A 16155-nucleotide genomic window follows, 5' to 3' on the forward strand; every position below is an offset into this window, starting at 1 on the left:
TCAGTCGGTGAGGACGGTGCTCCCCGTGCCCGCGGCGACGATCGCCTCGAACTGGTCGGGGTCGGTGGTGCACGCCGCGATCGGGGTGCGCTTGTTGGTGCCGTGGTAGTCGCTGGACCCGGTGCGGATCAGCCCGAGGTCACCGGCCAGGCCGCGCAGGTGCTCGCGCTGGGCGGGGCTGTGGTCGGGGTGGTCGACCTCCAGCCCCAGCAGGCCGGCGTCGGCCATCGTGGCGATCGCGGCGTCGTCGACCACCCGGCCGCGGGAGGTGGCCAGCCCGTGGGCGAACACCGGCACCCCGCCGGCCGCGCGGACCAGCGCGATGCCGTCGAGCACGTCGGTGTCGGCCTTGGTCACGTAGTGCGGGCTGCGGTGGTTCAGCACGGTGGCGAAGGCGTGGTCGACCGAGTCGACGACGCCGGCCGCCACGAGGGCACCGGCGATGTGCGGCCGGCCGACCACCCCGCCGCCGCTGCGGGCCGCCACCACGTCCCAGGTGATCGGGTAGCCGGCGGCGACCAGGTTGCCGACGATCCGCTCGGCGCGCTCGAGCCGTTCCTCCCGCAGCCGGACCCGCTCGGCGGCGAACCCGGGGTGCTGCGGGTCGAACAGGTAGGCCAGCAGGTGCACGCTCATCGGCGGCTCGTCGGCCGGGAACCACCGGCAGGACAGCTCCATGCCCGGCACGACGCTGAGCCCGGTCGGCCGGGCAGCGGCGGCCGGCTGCCAGCCGGCGGTCGTGTCGTGGTCGGTGAGGGCGACGACGTCGAGGCCGGCCGCGGCCGCGGTGGCGAGCAGCGTCGCGGGGCTGTCGGTGCCGTCGGACACCGCGGAGTGGGTGTGCAGGTCGATGAGCACGTCCTCAGCCTGCCGCACCCGGCGCGGTGCCGGGTGACCGGAGGCCGGCGATCACTCGGCGGGCGGGGTCCGCCGCCCGTCCCGTACCCGCGGGATGGGCTCGGTGTCGTGCCGCCGCCCGGACACCAGCGGCCGCGGCAGGTGCTGCTCGGGCGCGCCGTCGTCCCCGCGGTCGTCGGCGCTCAGCGACCCGTCGGCGTCCTCGTCGCTGCTCACCGGGTTGGTGGAGAAGTCACTGCCGAACATCAGCTCGCTCAGCCGTTTGTACAGCGAACCGGCGTGCGGCATGAAGGTGACCACGTCCAGGCCCTGCTGCTGCCCGGCCGACTCGAACCGGAAGGTGCCGTAGCCGAGGATCTGCCCCCAGAAGGTCTCCTTCCAGGTGAGGTCGGTGATCCGGCGCAGCGGCATGACGGCGACGGTGCGGATGATCACACCGGAGGTGAGCAGCACCCGGCGCCGGGTGACCAGCAGGTGCCGCACCCACCACTCGGCAGTGTGCAGGCCGAGGTACGCCAGCGCGCCGACGACGGCGGCCAGGCCGAGCACCGCGCCCACCCGGTTGTCCGGGTCGAGCTGCAGCAGCCAGACGCCGATGACGAGCACCGGCAGCCCCCGGGTGTAGGGGCGCACCAGCACCGCCGGGTGGCGGCGGGTGGCGATCACCGGCGGTTCGTCGGCGAGCAGGTACTTCTCGGCGTCCTTGCCCCAGCGGGGCCGTCGCGGGCCGGACACGCCCCGGCTCAGACCAGCGAGCCCACGAAGGCCGACAGCGACTGGGCCGCGTCACCCAGGGCCGAGCCCGCACTGCGCACGATGCCGGCCGCGTCCTCCGGTCGCTGGATCACGTAGAAGACGACGAAGGCGATGGCCACCCAGGTGAGCACCTTCTTCAGCACGGTCGCACCATTCCTCCCATCGGGCAGCCAGGCGGGTCTCCGAGCGCCCGCAGGGACGACGGCACGACTCACCACGGCCTGCTCGACCGCGCCCCATGGGTAACAGCAGCCCCACGCACAACACCAGTCGCCACGCCGGGGGACGGTGAATCGTCGGATCCGGACGGCGGGTCGGGCTCGCCGGCGGACCCGGGGAGGGCTCCCGGTCAGCGCCCGGGGAGCAGCCGCTCCGTCGGCGGGCCCAGCGGGAGGTCGGGGTAGACCCGCTCGCGCAGGTCCAGCAGCGCCGGGTCCTCGGCCAGCAGCCAGGCGGCCGACGACGGCCAGGTCACCAGCCACAGCCACACCCCGTACGCCTCGCCGACGAACGCAGCCCGGTCCTCGCTGGTGGGCACGGCCCACAGCGGCGCGCGCTGCCCGGCGGCGCGGACGGCCGCCGTGGACGGGCCGTCGATCAGCTCACCGGGGTCGACGCCGGGGAGCCCGGCGTACCCGCAGCCCAGTCCCGTGCCCGGCTCCTCGGCGACCAGCACCACCTCCGCGGCCTCGCCCAGCGGGCCGGGGCCGGCGCAGGCGACCACGATCGCCCGGGCGCCGGGCTCACCGCCCCAGGCCAGACCGGTGACCGCCCAGCCCGGCGGCATCGGGTCGGGCACCCAGGCCGGTACCCGGGCGTCGGCGCAGACGGCGGTGATGGCGTCGTGCGCGACCACCGCGGTGTGGTGCAGCGGGGTGACCGCCGCGTGCAGGTGGCACCAGCCCTCGGCGGTGGAGCCGGGCTTCACCACCAGCGCCTCGCCGCATCGGGGGCACACCGGGGAGACGCTCATCGCCGCTCACCGTCGGTCCCCGACGCGGTTTCGTCAAGCGTCGGCCCCCCGACGGTGTCGCGGTCGCCCGCCCGGGGGCCGTGCACACCGCCGTAGCCTGCGGGCGTGTCCGAGCGCGAGGTCGCCGTCCCGGAGGTGCCCTGCGTGGGCGCGGTGGTGCACGACGCCACGGGCCGGCTGCTGCTGATCCGGCGCGGGCACGCCCCGAGCGCGGGCCTGTGGTCGGTGCCGGGCGGCCGGGTGGAACCCGGCGAGAGCGAGCCGGACGCGGTGGTGCGCGAGACCCGCGAGGAGACCGGGCTGCGGGTGCGCCCGGTCGCGGTCGCGGGGCGGGTGCGCATCCCCGGCGACGGCGTGCTGTTCACCGTGACCGACTGGACCTGCGACCTGGCCGGTGACGGCCAGGTTCCGGTGGCCGGCGACGACGCCACCGAGGTGGCGTTCGTCGACGCCACCGGCCTGGCCGCGCTGGCGGCCGCCGGCCGGATGGCGCCCGGCGTCGTCGCGGCCCTGGCGGGCTGGGGTCTGCTCCCCCGCCGGTGACCGGTCACCGGCGGACCGGCTCGCGACGACGGGACGCGGACGCCCCAGGCGACCCCCGTTCCACACGCGGAACGGGAGTTGCCCGGGCGGGGCGACGATGGCCCGCACGCACGGGCGCCGCTCCTACGATGGCCCGGTGCACCTGCAGTCCGCTCCCGACCTGCCCGCCGAGGGTGAGGTGGTGCGGCTGACGTCAGCCGGGCGGCGTGCCCGGCTCGCCGCCGCGGCGGTGGTGCTGGCGCTGCTGCTGGCCGGCACCGTCTGGGGCGACGACGACGCGTTCCCCTTCGGCCCGTTCCGGATGTACTCGACCCGCGCGAACCCGGACACCCCGGTGACCTCCACCCGGGTGGTCGGGCTGACCCCGGCCGGCACGGAGGTGCGGCTGTCCGGTGGGGAGGTCGGCCTGCGCCGGGCGGAGTTCGAGGGGCAGCTCCCCCGCATCCACCGTGACCCCTCGCTGCTGGGGCTCCTCGCCGACTCCTACGCCGAGCACCACCCCGATGCCGAGGAGCTGGTGGAGGTGCAGGTCGTGCAGCGCCGCTTCGAGCTCTCCGACGGCCAGCGGACCGGCGAGGTCAGCGACCGGGTGCTGATCGAGTACCAGCTGGAGGACGGCGGATGAGCACCGCAGCCACCACCCCACCCGCCGCGGCACCGGTGCGCCCCGAGGAGGCGCCGGCCGTCCCCGGCACCCCCGGCTGGTGGTTCCGCCCGGTGCCGCTGGCCCGCATCGCGGTCTTCCGGGTGATCGCCTACCTGTTCATCCCGGTCGACGTCTTCCTGACCACGGGGTGGGTGCGCGCCCACGCCGACGTGCCCACCGACTGGTACCAGCCGCTGCTGATCGGCCGGCTGCTGCACCTGCCCACCCCGACGCACACCCTCGTGGTGGTCGTGCAGTGGGCGCTGGTGCTCGCCGCGGTGGCCGCCGCCACCGGCCGCGCGCCCCGGCTGCTCGGCGCCACCGTCTTCCTCCTGTACATGGAGTGGATGGTGATCGCGATGAGCTACGGGAAGGTCGACCACGACCGGATCGCCTTCCTGGTCGCCCTCGCCGTGCTGCCCACCATCGGGGCGGCCCGGTTCCGGGACCGCCGCTCCTCGGAGGCCGCCGGCTTCGCGATGGCCGCCGTGCTGGTCACCGTGATGCTCACCTACTTCCTCGCCGCCTGGGCGAAGATTCGGTTCGGGGGCTGGGACTGGGCCACCGGGTCGACGCTCACCCGCGCCGTGCTGCGCCGCGGCACGGACCTGTCGATGTGGACGCTGGACGTGGCCTGGCTGCTGCCGGCGGCGCAGTGGGTGATGATCGTGGTCGAGCTGGCCGCACCGCTGATCCTGCTGGTGCGCACCGACCGGGCCCGGATCGGCCTGGTGCTCTTCCTGCTCGGCTTCCACGTGATGGTCTACGCCGGCGTCAGCATCATCTTCCTGCCGCACTGCATCGCGATCCTGTCGATCCTGCCCTGGGAGCGGCTCACCGCCCACCGGCGGGACACGACCTCCGACCGGCCCGCCGCACCGGTGCCGGCTCCCGCCCGGAGCTGACCGACGCCGGGTGCGGCGGCACCCGGTACCTCCGACCGCCTCTCGGGTCGCGAGCACCTCGGGTCGCGAGCACCTCAGATCGCGGCGCTTCAGATCATCGCGCCGATCCGGGCCGCCATCTCCGCCTCGTGCTGCTGGTAGGCGGCCGCGACGTTGGTGAGCAGCTGCCCCATCCCGGTCAGCGCCTCGCTCAGCCCCTGGCTGGACAGCCGCCACTTCTCGTAGAGCTCGGTGAACTGCACTGCCGCCTGGCTGTCGGTCCACCCCTCGAGCACCGAGGTGTTGATCCCGGCGGACAACGCCGTGTGCCGCGCCGTGGTCTCCCCGGCCTCGGCCTGGCACCGGCCGGCCATCCCCTGCAACGTCGCGATGTCGACCTTCACGGTTCCTCCTCCTGACCCGGGCACCTCCCGGGTGGAGCAGGACGCTAGGTGGCCGGCCCGGTCGGCGTCGTCCGTCGTCCACAGCCTCCGACGCTGTCCACAGATCCGCCGGGCCGGCGCCACGGGCGGTCCGGGGAGCGGCACGATCCCCCGGTGCCCACCTCAGCCGGCGCCCCGGGCGGGGCGCGGACCACCAGCCGCAGCTGGACGCTGCACACAGCCCGGGGCGCCGTCGACGTCGAGGTCTCCGCGCCCGAGGACGCCGTGCTGGACGACGTCCTGCCCGCCCTCGCCGTCGAGCTGGGCCCGTCGGCCGGCCCGCTGTGGTCCGGCTCGACGGAGCTGCCCGGCAGCACACCGCTGTCGGTCCCCGAGCTGCACCACGCCGCAGTGTTGGGCTGGGGCCGTCCCGCCCCGCGGGACCCGACCGCGGAGCGGGCCGGGGCGCTGGAGCTGCAGGTCGTCGGTGGGCCCGACGCCGGGCGCTGCCTGCCGCTGGAGCGCGGGCGGCTCGTCGTGGGGCGGAGCTCGACGTGCGGGCTGCAGCTGGACGACCCGGACGTGTCCCGCCGGCACGCCGCCGTCACCGTCGCCGAGGGGCGGGTGACCGTCGCCGACCTCGGTTCCTCGAACGGCACGGTGCTGACCACGCGGCAGGGCGCCGCCCCGCTGGGCTCCGCCGAGACGACCTGGCCGGTGGGCGAGGTGATCCGGCTGGGTGCCACCACCCTCCGGCTGACCGGCCCCGCGGGCTCCCCGCTGGAGAGCCGGGACGCCAGGGCGGGACGGCTGGTGGTGCGTCCCGTCGCGGGCACCCCACCGCCGTCCGTCCCGGTCACCGTCGCGCTGCCCGCCCCGCCGGCCGATGCGCCGAGCCGGCGCCTGAGCTGGGTGACGGTGTCCCTGCCCGCGGTCGGCGGCGTCGCGATGGCCTGGCTGCTCGACACCCCGGCGTTCCTGTTCTTCGCCCTGCTCAGCCCGGCGGTGGCGGTGGCCGGCTGGTGGTCCGACCGGCTCACCGGCCGCCGGGCCGGCCGGCGGGCCCACGCCGAGCACGCGGTCGCGCTGGCCCGGGCGGAGCTCGAGCTCGCTGCCGCGGTCACCGCAGACGTGGTCGGCCAGGACGAGCGCCACCCCGACGTCGCCCGGCTGGTCGCCGCGGCGCGGCGGCGGGTCGCACCGCTGTGGTCCCGCGGCGCGCACGACCCGTCCGGCTGGGTGGTGCGCCTGGGCAGCGGCCCCGGCCCCACGGCGGTGACCGTCTCCGGCCCGGACGGCGGGCGGTCCGCGGCGCCGGCCGACGCCGTCCCGATCACCCTGGACCTCGGCTCCTGCGGCGGTCTGGCGCTCTCCGGCCCGCGGCCGGCCGTCCTGGCCACGACGCGGACGCTGGTGTGCCAGCTGGCCGCGCTCTGCCCGCCCGGGGCCCTGTCCCTCGAGCTGGTCAGCGACCCGGCCCGACTCGCCGACTGGGCGTGGGTCCGCTGGCTGCCCCAGCTGGGCGGGGTCCACCCGGCCGGGCTCTCCGCGGGCGACCGGCCCGTTCCCTTCCCGGCCGGCGGCGGAGGCAGTGACCGGGGCGGCGACGCCGGTGTCCGGACCCTCGTCGTGGTCGACGGCCCCATGGACGCCGAGGCCCGGGCCGCGCTGGTGGCCGCTGCACCGCGCGTGGCCGTGCTCGAGCTCACCGACCGGCCGGGGCCGGCATCCGGCGCGCAGCTGACCGTCACCGGCGAGACCGGTTCGGCCGGCCGGCTCGAGCTGCCCGGCACCCCCGGCCGCCCGATCACGCTGGACGGGGTGCGGGAGACCACGGCGGCGGCCCTGGCCCGCACTCTGGCCGCGCTCACCGCGCCGGCCGACGCGTCCGGGATCCCCGACAGCGCCCGGCTGCTCGAGCTCTGCGCACCCCCTGGGCGGACCGGCGACCAGCCCACCCCTGACTGGGACCGGTCGCGCACCCGGCTGACGGCCACCCTCGGTGCCACCGGCCGCGGCCCGCTGACCCTGGACCTGGTGGCCCAGGGGCCGCACGCGCTCGTCGCGGGCACGACGGGGTCGGGGAAGTCCGAGCTGCTGCAGACCCTGGTCGCCAGCCTGGCGCTGCACCACCCACCGGACCGCTGCAGCCTCCTGCTGGTCGACTACAAGGGCGGCGCGGCCTTCGCCGAGGCCGCCGCGATGCCGCACACCGTCGGGGTGCTCACCGACCTGGACCACCAGTCGACCGCGCGAGCGCTGCGGTCCCTGGCCGCCGAGCTCACCCGCCGGGAGCGGCTGCTCGCCGCCCACGGCGCCCGGGACGTCGGGAGCTTGCCCGACGAGGTGGCGCTGGCCCGGCTGGTCATCGTGGTCGACGAGTTCGCCACCCTGGTGGAGGACCTGCCCGGCTTCGTCAGCGGACTGGTGGGCATCGCGCAGCGCGGGCGCTCCCTGGGGGTGCACCTGGTCCTCGCCACCCAGCGCCCCTCCGGGGTGGTGAGCCCGGAGATCCGGGCCAACTGCTCCCTGCGGATCTGCCTGCGCACCACCGACGAGGCCGAGGCCCGCGACGTGCTCGGCAGCGCACCGCCCGCCCAGCTGCCCGCCGACCGCCCCGGTCGGGCGTGGCTGCGCGCCGGCGGCGCGGCACCGGTCCTGCTCCAGGTCGCCCGGGTCTCCATCCCGGCACCGGCCGGGCCGGAGGTCCACGTGCGCCGGCGGGCCTGGCCACCGCAGTCCGCCCCCGCCGCAGGAGGGGGCCGCACCGACGGCACCACCGACCTCGCCCGGATCGTCGCCGCCGTCGGTCGGCGGGCGGCCGGAGAGGGGCTGCAGCTGCCCCAGCGTCCCTGGCTGCCCCCGCTCCCCAGCCGGCTCACCGTCGCCGAACTGCCCACCGACCGGACCCCGGCCAGCCCGACGGTCCTCCGGATCGGCCTGCTCGACGTCCCCGACCGGCAGGTGCAACCGCCTCTCGAGCTGGACCTCGCCGCCGGTGGCGGCTGGCTGGCGGTGGGTGGGCCGCGCAGTGGGCGGAGCACGGCGCTGGAGACGGTGCTGACGGAGGCGGCGACGCAGCTCTCCCCCGATCAGCTGCACGTCCACGTGCTCGACCACGGCGGCGGCGCGGTGGGCACGCGAGCCACGGAGCTGCCGCACACCGGCACCGTGGTGGGGCGCGGCGACCCGCACCGCAGTGGTCGGCTGCTGCACCGGCTGGCTGCGGAGCTGGAGCGCCGGCGTGCCGGGCACCCGCCGGACCAGCCGCTCGTCCTCCTGCTGGTCGACGGCTACGACAGCCTCGCCGCCGAGCTCGAGAACGGCGACCCCGCGGGCGGCGCCGCCGATCTCATCCGCCTCTGCCGGGAGGGCGGTGCGGTGGGGCTGACCGTCGCACTCACGGCCGATCGGGCGGTGCCCGGGAGCAGGCTGGCCGGTGCGGTGCGGGAGCGTCTGGTCCTGCCACTGCCGGACCGCACCGACTACGCGGTCGCCGGGGTGCCCGCCCGCGCCGTGCCCGAGCACCGCCCCCCGGGCCGGGCACTGGTGGGTGAGGACGCCGTGGAGTGCCAGCTGGCGTCGCCCCGGGGCTCCGTCCGGGCCTGGCCGCCGCGCACCGGCGGCTCCGCCCCGGTGCGGGTCACCGACCTGCCCGCCGACCCCGAGCTGCCGTTGCCGTTCCCGGACGCGGGGTCCCGCTGGCTCCCCGTCGGCCCCGGTGGTGACGACGGGCAGGTGACCGGGGTCGACCTCGGGGCAGGCGGTGGGCTGCTGGTCGTCGGTCCGCCCGGGAGCGGCCGCAGCGAGGCGGTGCGCGCCTTCGGCCGGCACTGCCGCGCCGGCGGCGCCCGGGTGCTCGAACTGGCGGCGCCGCCCCCGGGCAACGGCCACGACGGCCACGACGGCCAGCAGCACCGGGGCGGCCAGGACAGCCGGGGCGGCCACGGCAGCCCGGACAGCCAGGAGCACCGGGTCGACCGGGTGGACCGCGGCGACGCGACCGGGCTGCGGGCCTGGCTGGCCGAGCCGGGCACCGGCGCCAGGGTGGTGCTGGCCGATGACGTCACCTCGCTGCCCGACGCGGTCGCCGACGCGCTCGCGGTGGCGGCCGGCACACCGGCCGGGAGCCCTGCGGGCGACGTGCCCGCCTCGGGCGTCGTGCTGGTCATCGCGGCCGGCAGCCCGGCCGAGCTGGCCGGGAGCTTCCGCGGGCCGGTGGCCGCGCTGCGCCGGTCCCGCACCGCACTGCTGCTGCGTCCGGGCCCCGGCGACGCCGAACTGCTCGGGTTGCGCGTCCCGCGCACGCCCCTGCCGGGCCGGCCCGGCTCCGGGTGGCTGCTCGTCCGCGGGGAGCCGACGCGGGTGCAGGTCGCACGGCGCCGGATCCCGCGCGAGGCGGCGTGACCCGGTGCGGCGGTCAGAGCAGCTCGAGCGCCGGCCCGATCTCCTGCGTCGCGTACCAGGCCAGCTCGTGGCCCTCGGCCTGGTCCACGGTGAACTGCGCCTCGTCACTGCCCAGGTCTGCCTCCAGCACCACGGCGACCGCGGCCGCGACGTCCGCCTCGGCCTCCGCCACGTCGAGGTGCGCACTCGCCACGTCCGCCAGGGCGACGGCAGCGGTGGTCCGCGCGGCCCCGGGATCAGCGGCGGGGTCCTCGATCGGGGTCAGGGAGGCGTCGGGCACGTCGGCAGCCAGCACCACCCGTCGCCGGGCGGCGGCCGGGTCGACGTCGATCAGCCGGAGGCTGGCCCGGGCCGCGGCGAGCAGCGCGGCGTACTCCAGCTCCTCGTCGTCGCTGAGACCGTCGCTGAGCTCGTAGTGGCTGCGCAGCTGCGGCGTGACGGCGAACACCGTGAGCGGCCCCTCCAGTCGGCCGTCGTCCAGCAGCCGTCGCAGGACGGTCGTCGTGGCCGGCACGTACACGCGCACCCGGGTCGCCTCCTCAGTCGTGGAACAGCGACCGTAACGTCGCCGGCCGCGCGCCTCGTTCCCCGGCAGGCGAGAGCAGCCGGGCCCGCCACCTCCCGGAGTGCCTGCGAGGGGTGGGCAGGAGGTGCTCCCTCAGCCGGCGGCCCCGCGCAGGTCGCCGACCTCGGCCTCGATGAGGTCGGCGAGCACCTCGACGTCGCTGATGCTGTCCCGGTCGGCGTTCAGGCCGACGTACACGGTGCCGTCGTAGCTGGTCAGGCCGATGGCCAGGCCCTGCCCGCGAACCAGCGGCACCACCGGGAAGACCTCGACCATCCGGGCCCCGCCCGCGTACAGCGGCACCTGTGGTCCGGGGACGTTGGTGACCACGAGGTTGAACAGCCGCCGCGACAGCCCGCTGGCGGCGCGGGCGCCGAGGGCGTGCAGCGTCGGCGGGGCGAAACCGGACAGCGCGCTGAGCGTGTCGGCGCCCACCGACTGGCTGCGCGGCGCCAGCCCGCGCATCGCGTAGCTGATCCGGGCCAGGCGCACCCGCGGGTTCGGCTCCCCGACCGGCAGGTCCACCAGCAACGAGGAGACCCGGTTGCCGCCCGCGTCGTCGTCGGTGCGCACCGACACCGGCACCAGGGCCCGCACCACGGTGCTGCCCACGACCGGCTCCCCGCGGGACAGCAACCACTCCCGCAGCGCCCCGGTGACCGTGCTGAGCAGCACGTCGTTGACGGTGCCGCCGAGGGACCGGCGCACCTCCCGCAGTTCCGCCAGGGACACCCGGGCGACGGCGAACCGCCGCTGCCGGCCGATCGGCGCGTTCAGCGGGCTGGCCGGGGCCGGCGACACCGCGGTCCGGGCGGCGGCGGCCAGCAGGCCGGTGGCCACGCCGGCCCAGCGGGCGGCCGTGGCCCGCACGTCACCGACCGCGGTCCGGGCGGTGTCCAGCACGGCCGAGGGCCGCTGCAGGTAGTCCTCGACCGCCTCCCAGACCAGCGCAGCCGGGCCCGGGGGGCGCCGGGGTCGCCAGTCGTCGGGCACCGCCACCGTGCCGGCATCGGCGTGCGGACTGGTGTCCAGGATGACCTGCCCGATGTCGATCGCGCCGAGCTCGTCGACCAGCGCCGGGTGCGTCTTGGTCACCACCGCCGTGCGGTCACCGGCCAGCCCCTCGACCAGGTACATCTCCCACAGCGGCCGGGTGCGGTCCAGCGGCCGGGCGGTCAGCCGGGCGACCAGGTCCAGCAACTGCTCCTCGGTGCCCGGGCGGGGCAGCGCAGAGCGCCGGACGTGGTAGCTGATGTCGAAGTCCGGGTCGTCGACCCAGGCCGGGTTGGCCAGGTGCCCGGGCACCTCCAGCACCTTCTGCCGGTAGCGGGGCACGAGCGGCAGGCGGGCCCGGACCAGCGCGACCAGCGCCTCGTGGTCGAGCCCGCCGTCGGGACACTCGAGCACCAGCACCCCACCCACGTGCATGGGCGTCGCCGGCTCCTCGAGGTACAGGAAGGACGCGTCCAGCGCGGTGAGCCGTTGGACCACGGGGTGACCTCCCTCACTGACGGTCGCCCCAACCTACGGGGTGGCCCGCCACCCGGTCGGGGTGGCCCCACGGTTCGGCCCCGACCGGCGGCTCAGCCGCGAGCGCGCCGACGGCCCACCGGCACCGGCGCACCGCTCAGGCCGGCGGCGAGCTCGCGCAGCGCGGCCCGCAGCGGAGACCCGGGCGCCACCTCGGCCAGCGTCCGGCCCGCGGCGAGGGCGGCGTCGGTCGATCGCCGGTCCGCGGGGAGGAAGCAGTCCACCTCCGCGCCGGTGAAGCGGGCCAGCGCCGCAGCGACCTCCCGCCGCGGGTCCCCGGCCACCGGGCCGCGGCGCAGCTGGTTGACGACCACCCTCGGGTGGACCTCGGGAAGCACCTCACGCAGCTCGTCGAGCGCCCGGATCGTCCGTTGCAGCGCCACTGGGTCGGCACCGCTCACGCACAGCACCTCGTCGGCGGCCTCGAGCACGGCCAGGGTGGCGCCGTTGCGCCGGGGCGCCGCCGTGTCGAAGGACAGCTCCTCGTCCTCCTCCAGGCAGAACGCGCAGTCGACCACGGTCAGGGCGGCCAGCCGCCGGGCCTCCTCCAGCACCACGGCGACCGCCTGCGGACGCAGCTCCGGCCACCGGTCGGCGCGCGCCAGCCCGGTGAGCACCCGCAGCCGCGGCCCCACCGCCCCGGCCAGCCGGGACAGCGCGGGGCCGTCGAGGGTGCCCGCGCCGGCCTGCCTCGCGGCAGCGGCCACCCCCGGCGACTCGTCCAGCAGCCCGAGGACCTGGGCCACCACGCCGCCGTAGACGTCGGCGTCCACCAGCAGGGTGCTCACGTCCAGCCGGGCCGCCTCGTCGGCCAGGCCCACCGCGACCGTGGTGCGACCCGGGGCTCCCGTCGGACCCCAGACGGCGACCACCCGACCCCGCCCGGCCGGCCGGGGCGGCTCCTCCTGACCCGGCTCGGCCGGGCGGAGGGCCCCACGCGGGTCGGCGACGTCCCGGCCGGCCGGCACACCCCCGGCGACCGCGGCCCGCAGCGCCCGCGCGATCTCCTCCGCCGGTGCGTCGGCCGGCAGCACCCGCTCGACGCCGAACTGGCGCAGCCGGTCGCCGGCACGCAGGTCACCGGGCTCGACCAACCCCACCACCGCGACCCCGGCGGCGATCAACCTGGTCACGGCGGCGCCGTCCAGCCTCCGCAGCTCAGCGGAGAGCAGCGCGGCCTGGCCGGTGCCGGTGCTGGCCGCGGCGAGCAGGTCGGCGACGTCGACGCACCGGCGGACGACGGTGACGCCGTGGTCCTCCCGGTCCAGGGCTCCGACCAGCTCGGACTCCCAGGCCGCCCCGGTGACGGCGGTGAAGACCTGCAGCCCCATCAGCCGGTCGGTCCCCGGTCGGCGGAGGCGTCCCCGTAGGTGGCCGTTCCGGCAGCGGCGTCGACCGAGTCGCGCACCACCACGACCAGCCCGCGGCCACCGATGGCGGCCAGCACCACAGGGGCGTCGCCGGTCGGGACGGTGACCACGACCTGCAGGGTGCTCGTGGAGGCCGACAGCACGCCGTCGGACCGGCCGGTCACCGCCTGGACCGGGGCGGCGCCGACCACCAGGTCCACGTCGCCCCCCGTCTCGAGGGAAGCGCCCACGGCCGGGTCGGCCACCGCGTAGACGTCGACCAGCTGACCGCGGGACAGCCCCGGCGGCACGAACCCGGCCTGGACCGGCAGCGCCAGCTGGACCTGCCCGGTCACCTCCTCCAGCGCCGACCTGGGCACCAGCTCACCTGCGCGGACCGCCCGCGCGAGCACCCGGCCCTCCGGGCGGGTGCTCGCGGACAGGTAGGCGCCAGCGACGTCGTCCAGCCGCACCGGCACCGAGACCAGGTCCGCGGCGGTCAGCACCGTGCCCGCCGCCAGGTCGGCGCCGGCCGACCACACGGGCACGGTCGCGTCAGCCGCGGTGACGACGCGGGCCCCGACCAGCACCGACCCGAGCACCAGCAGGACACCGAGGACGAGGCGCAGGTCCAGCCAGCGCGGCGGGCGGACGCGCCGGACGACCGGGCCGGTCGGCGCCGACCCGACGCCGGGGGCCACGGGGGTGCTCGGCACGCTCATGCCTGGTCGTCCTCCCCGGATCACGGCCGGACGGGATGCGTCCGGAGCAGTACCGCTCGGTGCGGCGGAGGCAGATCATGACCGAGGGACCGCCGGCCCCGCAGCCGTTGTCCACACGTTCGGGTGGACGGTGCAGGCCTGGACCACCCGACTGACAGACTGGCGACCACCTTCGACGGGAGAGCGACCCACCTCATGGCGACCCAGCGGTTCTGGACCCTCGACGACGTCGCGGAGATCCTCAACGTCTCCTGGTCGCAGGCCTACGCGATGGTCCGCCGCAAGGAGCTCGTCGCGATCCAGATCGGCGGCCGGGGCCAGTGGCGGGTGGAGAAGGACGAGCTGGAGCGCTTCATCCAGCAGAAGTACGCCGAGGCGCGTGCAGGCGAGCCGGAGGCGCTCGACAGCGCGGCGCACGACGCGCAGGTCGACTCGCCTTCCTGACCGGCTGAGCTCCGGGCTCAGACCACCGCCGGCGGCAGGGTGCGCACGGCGACCACCGCCGCCAGCACGACCGCCCGCACCCCGCTGACCGCACCCCGCCGGCGCGGGCGGTCGACCGCGTGCTCGGCGAGCTCCAGGTGGTCGGCGCCCACCCGGTCGACGGTGCCGGCGAAGACGCTGCCGTCGTCGAGCAGGCACTGCACCGTCGCACGATCGCGGGCCAGGCCACGCAGCGCCCGGCGGAGGTCCAGCCGCGACGGCGCACCGACGTCGGGGACCTCCACGGTCACGGTCGTCAGCCCGCTCACCGCCCGGACCGCGCGGGTGGCGACCAGCAGCTCCCGCTGCTGGACGTCGGTCAGCAGCAGCCAGTCGACGCCCACCTCGACCAGCCGTCCGGCGAGTTCACCCACCCCGGCACAGGCCAGCGCGATCTCGGTGCCGACCGCGCCGCGCAGCCGATCGGTCAGCTGCAGCCGGCCGAGCTCCGCCCGCGACCGGGACGCCGCCTCGGCGTCGAGCTCGGCCGCCTCCTGCTCAGCCGCCTGCGCCTCGAGGTCGGCGAAGAGCTGCTCCCAGCGCATGGCGGGAGCGTAGCCGTCCACAGATCCTTGCATTTGGTTGCATTTGCTTGCGTTGATCCTGTTTGGTGGTCATCCAGGAGGTGTGATGTCCACTCGGCGATGGATGACGACGACGGCGACCATGGCTGCGGTCGCCTGGGCGCTGGCTGCCCTGGGCACCGATCCGGCCGCGGTGCGGACGGCGCTGGCCGACCCGCAGGGGCTGGTCGACGGCGCGGGACCGGACGCACTGGTCCTCGCCGGGGTCACTGCGGCGGCCTGGCTCTGCTGGGGCTGGGGGGCCGTGGGCCTGCTCCTCACCGCGTTGTCGGCCACGCCGGGCACGGCCGGCCGTGCGGCGAGCCGGCTGCTCCACCTGCTGCTGCCGGCCGGTGCCCGTCGAACGGCCGCGCTCGCCGTCGGACTGGGTCTGGTCACCGCCGCACCCACGGTGGCAGTGCCCGCGCCGACCGTCGTCGCGACCGTCGCCGACGCCACCGACCTCGGGTCGCCGGTGTCCGTGGACTGGCCGACGGCACCCGGTGGCCAGCGACCACTCGGCTCCGACATCGACTGGCCCGCCGCGCCCGGTGGTGACTGGCCACGAGCCGGCGACCACCCCGGCGACGCCGCGGACGGGACGGCCGGCCCCACCCCGCCCGACGTGCGGTCCGCGCAGCACGTGGTGCTGCGCGGGGACTGCCTCTGGGACATCGCGGCCGCCTGGCTGGCCCGGACGTCCCCCGGCACCCCGGTCACCGACGCCGCCACCACCAGCGCGGTCGCCGCCTGGTGGCAGGCGAACGCCGACGTGATCGGCCCCGACCCCGACCTCCTGCTGCCCGGTCAGGTGCTGCAGGCCCCGCCCTCGCCCTCCCAGGAGCTCCGATGAGCGCACCCCAGCACCAACTGCCCCCGCCCGTGCCCGGCGTGGCCGAGCCGACCACGCGACCGCGGATGCACCTGACGGTGGTGCGCACCCCGGGGCCGGCGCTGGAGCCGGACGCGCACCCGGTGCGGCTGCTCGTGCCCGGTCACCGGCGCCGCCGGCCGGCGCCACCGCCCGGCCCGCGCCCCCGGCTGGACCGGGCGGCGCACCTGTTCGCCCCGGAGGAGGTGGAGTTCGGCCCCCGCTGGTCGGGGCGCGCGGAACTGCCCGATGCCGCCTCGGCCGGCCGTCGGCTGGTCACCCTCACCCTGGAGGCGTTCGCCGGCCGCCGACCGATGGCACAGCTGCAGCCGCTGGTCACCCCCGCGCTCTTCACCGCCCTCGCCCAGCGGCGCCGTCCGCGCTGGTGCGCCGAGGGCACGGCGCCGCTGCTGGTCGGCCGGGTGCACGTCTGCGAGCCCGTGGACGGCGTCGCGGAGGTCAGCGCGGTGGCCCGCCGGGCCGGGCGGGCCCACGCGGTCGCCGCTCGCCTGGAGGGCATCGACGGGCGCTGGCGGTGCACCGCGCTGCAGATCGGCTGACGGCCCCGTCCGGAGGCTCGCCCGCGCGTGCGGAGGTCGAGGGGACGGGGTCCTTCGGGTCG

17 protein-coding genes are annotated in these 16155 nt (G+C 77.0%); 7 read left to right on the top strand and 10 right to left on the bottom strand.

Features of this window, described 5'->3' with window-relative positions; genetic code table 11:
- From ACI783_RS11365 to ACI783_RS11380, 4 genes are all read right to left on the bottom strand, one after another.
- Entirely contained in the window at positions 1 to 858 is an 858-nt protein-coding gene (locus ACI783_RS11365) for a PHP domain-containing protein (RefSeq protein WP_457140533.1), read from the bottom strand.
- Between the two features lie 51 nt (positions 859 to 909).
- Complete coding sequence (locus tag ACI783_RS11370) at positions 910 to 1593, bottom strand: PH domain-containing protein (protein WP_457140534.1); 684 nt, start codon at positions 1591 to 1593, stop codon at positions 910 to 912.
- Between the two features lie 8 nt (positions 1594 to 1601).
- The gene (locus ACI783_RS11375; RefSeq protein WP_457084898.1) at positions 1602 to 1757 is read right to left on the bottom strand and encodes a hypothetical protein; all 156 of its coding nucleotides are present in this window, start codon (positions 1755 to 1757) and stop codon (positions 1602 to 1604) included.
- 206 nt (positions 1758 to 1963) lie between these two features.
- Positions 1964 to 2587, bottom strand: coding sequence for a DUF6758 family protein (locus ACI783_RS11380; protein ID WP_457084897.1), 624 nt, complete (start codon positions 2585 to 2587; stop codon positions 1964 to 1966).
- Between the two features lie 105 nt (positions 2588 to 2692).
- Here ACI783_RS11380 and ACI783_RS11385 point away from each other — a divergent pair, with 105 nt between their 5' ends.
- The 3 genes from ACI783_RS11385 (at position 2693) to ACI783_RS11395 (ending at position 4681) form a co-directional block, all read left to right on the top strand.
- On the top strand, positions 2693 to 3130 hold the full coding sequence (locus ACI783_RS11385; RefSeq protein ID WP_457140535.1) for an NUDIX domain-containing protein: 438 nt from the start codon (positions 2693 to 2695) through the stop codon (positions 3128 to 3130).
- A gap of 136 nt (positions 3131 to 3266) precedes the next feature.
- Positions 3267 to 3755 carry a hypothetical protein gene (locus tag ACI783_RS11390; protein WP_457140536.1) on the top strand — a complete coding sequence of 163 codons (489 nt, stop codon included), beginning with the start codon at positions 3267 to 3269 and terminating at the stop codon, positions 3753 to 3755.
- A complete protein-coding gene (locus ACI783_RS11395; RefSeq protein WP_457140537.1) occupies positions 3752 to 4681 on the top strand; it encodes an MFS transporter permease in 930 nt (309 codons plus the stop codon). The genes ACI783_RS11390 and ACI783_RS11395 overlap by 4 nt, the downstream gene beginning before the upstream one ends.
- An 89-nt stretch (positions 4682 to 4770) precedes the next feature.
- Here ACI783_RS11395 and ACI783_RS11400 read toward each other — a convergent pair whose 3' ends face one another.
- On the bottom strand, positions 4771 to 5064 hold the full coding sequence (locus ACI783_RS11400) for a WXG100 family type VII secretion target (protein ID WP_457085126.1): 294 nt from the start codon (positions 5062 to 5064) through the stop codon (positions 4771 to 4773).
- Between the two features lie 153 nt (positions 5065 to 5217).
- Here ACI783_RS11400 and ACI783_RS11405 point away from each other — a divergent pair, with 153 nt between their 5' ends.
- Positions 5218 to 9450: an FtsK/SpoIIIE domain-containing protein gene (locus ACI783_RS11405; RefSeq protein WP_457140538.1), complete on the top strand. Its 4233-nt coding sequence runs from the start codon at positions 5218 to 5220 to the stop codon at positions 9448 to 9450.
- Between the two features lie 13 nt (positions 9451 to 9463).
- Here ACI783_RS11405 and ACI783_RS11410 read toward each other — a convergent pair whose 3' ends face one another.
- The 4 genes from ACI783_RS11410 to ACI783_RS11425 form a co-directional block, all read right to left on the bottom strand.
- Complete coding sequence (locus ACI783_RS11410) at positions 9464 to 9976, bottom strand: DUF6912 family protein (RefSeq protein WP_457140539.1); 513 nt, start codon at positions 9974 to 9976, stop codon at positions 9464 to 9466.
- 132 nt (positions 9977 to 10108) lie between these two features.
- Positions 10109 to 11506 (bottom strand): WS/DGAT/MGAT family O-acyltransferase, encoded by a 1398-nt coding sequence (locus tag ACI783_RS11415; protein ID WP_457140540.1) that lies wholly within the window; start codon positions 11504 to 11506, stop codon positions 10109 to 10111.
- Positions 11507 to 11598: 92 nt separating this feature from the next.
- Positions 11599 to 12876, bottom strand: coding sequence for an AAA family ATPase (locus ACI783_RS11420; protein WP_457140541.1), 1278 nt, complete (start codon positions 12874 to 12876; stop codon positions 11599 to 11601).
- Positions 12876 to 13616 (bottom strand): SAF domain-containing protein, encoded by a 741-nt coding sequence (locus ACI783_RS11425; protein ID WP_457140542.1) that lies wholly within the window; start codon positions 13614 to 13616, stop codon positions 12876 to 12878. Before ACI783_RS11425 ends, ACI783_RS11420 begins: the two co-directional genes overlap by 1 nt.
- A gap of 195 nt (positions 13617 to 13811) precedes the next feature.
- Here ACI783_RS11425 and ACI783_RS11430 point away from each other — a divergent pair, with 195 nt between their 5' ends.
- Positions 13812 to 14060 carry a helix-turn-helix domain-containing protein gene (locus ACI783_RS11430; RefSeq protein WP_457140543.1) on the top strand — a complete coding sequence of 83 codons (249 nt, stop codon included), beginning with the start codon at positions 13812 to 13814 and terminating at the stop codon, positions 14058 to 14060.
- 17 nt (positions 14061 to 14077) lie between these two features.
- Here the strand turns inward: ACI783_RS11430 and ACI783_RS11435 are convergent, their stop codons facing one another.
- Positions 14078 to 14644: a hypothetical protein gene (locus tag ACI783_RS11435; RefSeq protein WP_457140544.1), complete on the bottom strand. Its 567-nt coding sequence runs from the start codon at positions 14642 to 14644 to the stop codon at positions 14078 to 14080.
- An 85-nt stretch (positions 14645 to 14729) separates the two neighbouring features.
- Here ACI783_RS11435 and ACI783_RS11440 point away from each other — a divergent pair, with 85 nt between their 5' ends.
- Both ACI783_RS11440 and ACI783_RS11445 read left to right on the top strand, forming a co-directional pair.
- On the top strand, positions 14730 to 15515 hold the full coding sequence (locus ACI783_RS11440) for a LysM peptidoglycan-binding domain-containing protein (protein WP_457140545.1): 786 nt from the start codon (positions 14730 to 14732) through the stop codon (positions 15513 to 15515).
- Positions 15512 to 16093: an Rv3235 family protein gene (locus ACI783_RS11445; protein WP_457140546.1), complete on the top strand. Its 582-nt coding sequence runs from the start codon at positions 15512 to 15514 to the stop codon at positions 16091 to 16093. Before ACI783_RS11440 ends, ACI783_RS11445 begins: the two co-directional genes overlap by 4 nt.
- Positions 16094 to 16155: the final 62 nt, after the last annotated feature.

The sequence above is a fragment of the Modestobacter sp. SYSU DS0511 genome (assembly GCF_054050755.1).

What these genes read in the sequence shown, in the direction of transcription:
- ACI783_RS11430 (WP_457140543.1), top strand. Translation starts at nt 13,812, where the DNA reads ATGGCGACCCAGCGGTTCTGGACCCTCGACGACGTCGCGGAGATCCTC.
- ACI783_RS11420 (WP_457140541.1), bottom strand. Translation starts at nt 12,876, where the DNA reads ATGGGGCTGCAGGTCTTCACCGCCGTCACCGGGGCGGCCTGGGAGTCC.
- ACI783_RS11395 (WP_457140537.1), top strand. Translation starts at nt 3,752, where the DNA reads ATGAGCACCGCAGCCACCACCCCACCCGCCGCGGCACCGGTGCGCCCC.
- ACI783_RS11380 (WP_457084897.1), bottom strand. Translation starts at nt 2,587, where the DNA reads ATGAGCGTCTCCCCGGTGTGCCCCCGATGCGGCGAGGCGCTGGTGGTG.
- ACI783_RS11425 (WP_457140542.1), bottom strand. Translation starts at nt 13,616, where the DNA reads ATGAGCGTGCCGAGCACCCCCGTGGCCCCCGGCGTCGGGTCGGCGCCG.
- ACI783_RS11435 (WP_457140544.1), bottom strand. Translation starts at nt 14,644, where the DNA reads ATGCGCTGGGAGCAGCTCTTCGCCGACCTCGAGGCGCAGGCGGCTGAG.
- ACI783_RS11445 (WP_457140546.1), top strand. Translation starts at nt 15,512, where the DNA reads ATGAGCGCACCCCAGCACCAACTGCCCCCGCCCGTGCCCGGCGTGGCC.
- ACI783_RS11440 (WP_457140545.1), top strand. Translation starts at nt 14,730, where the DNA reads ATGTCCACTCGGCGATGGATGACGACGACGGCGACCATGGCTGCGGTC.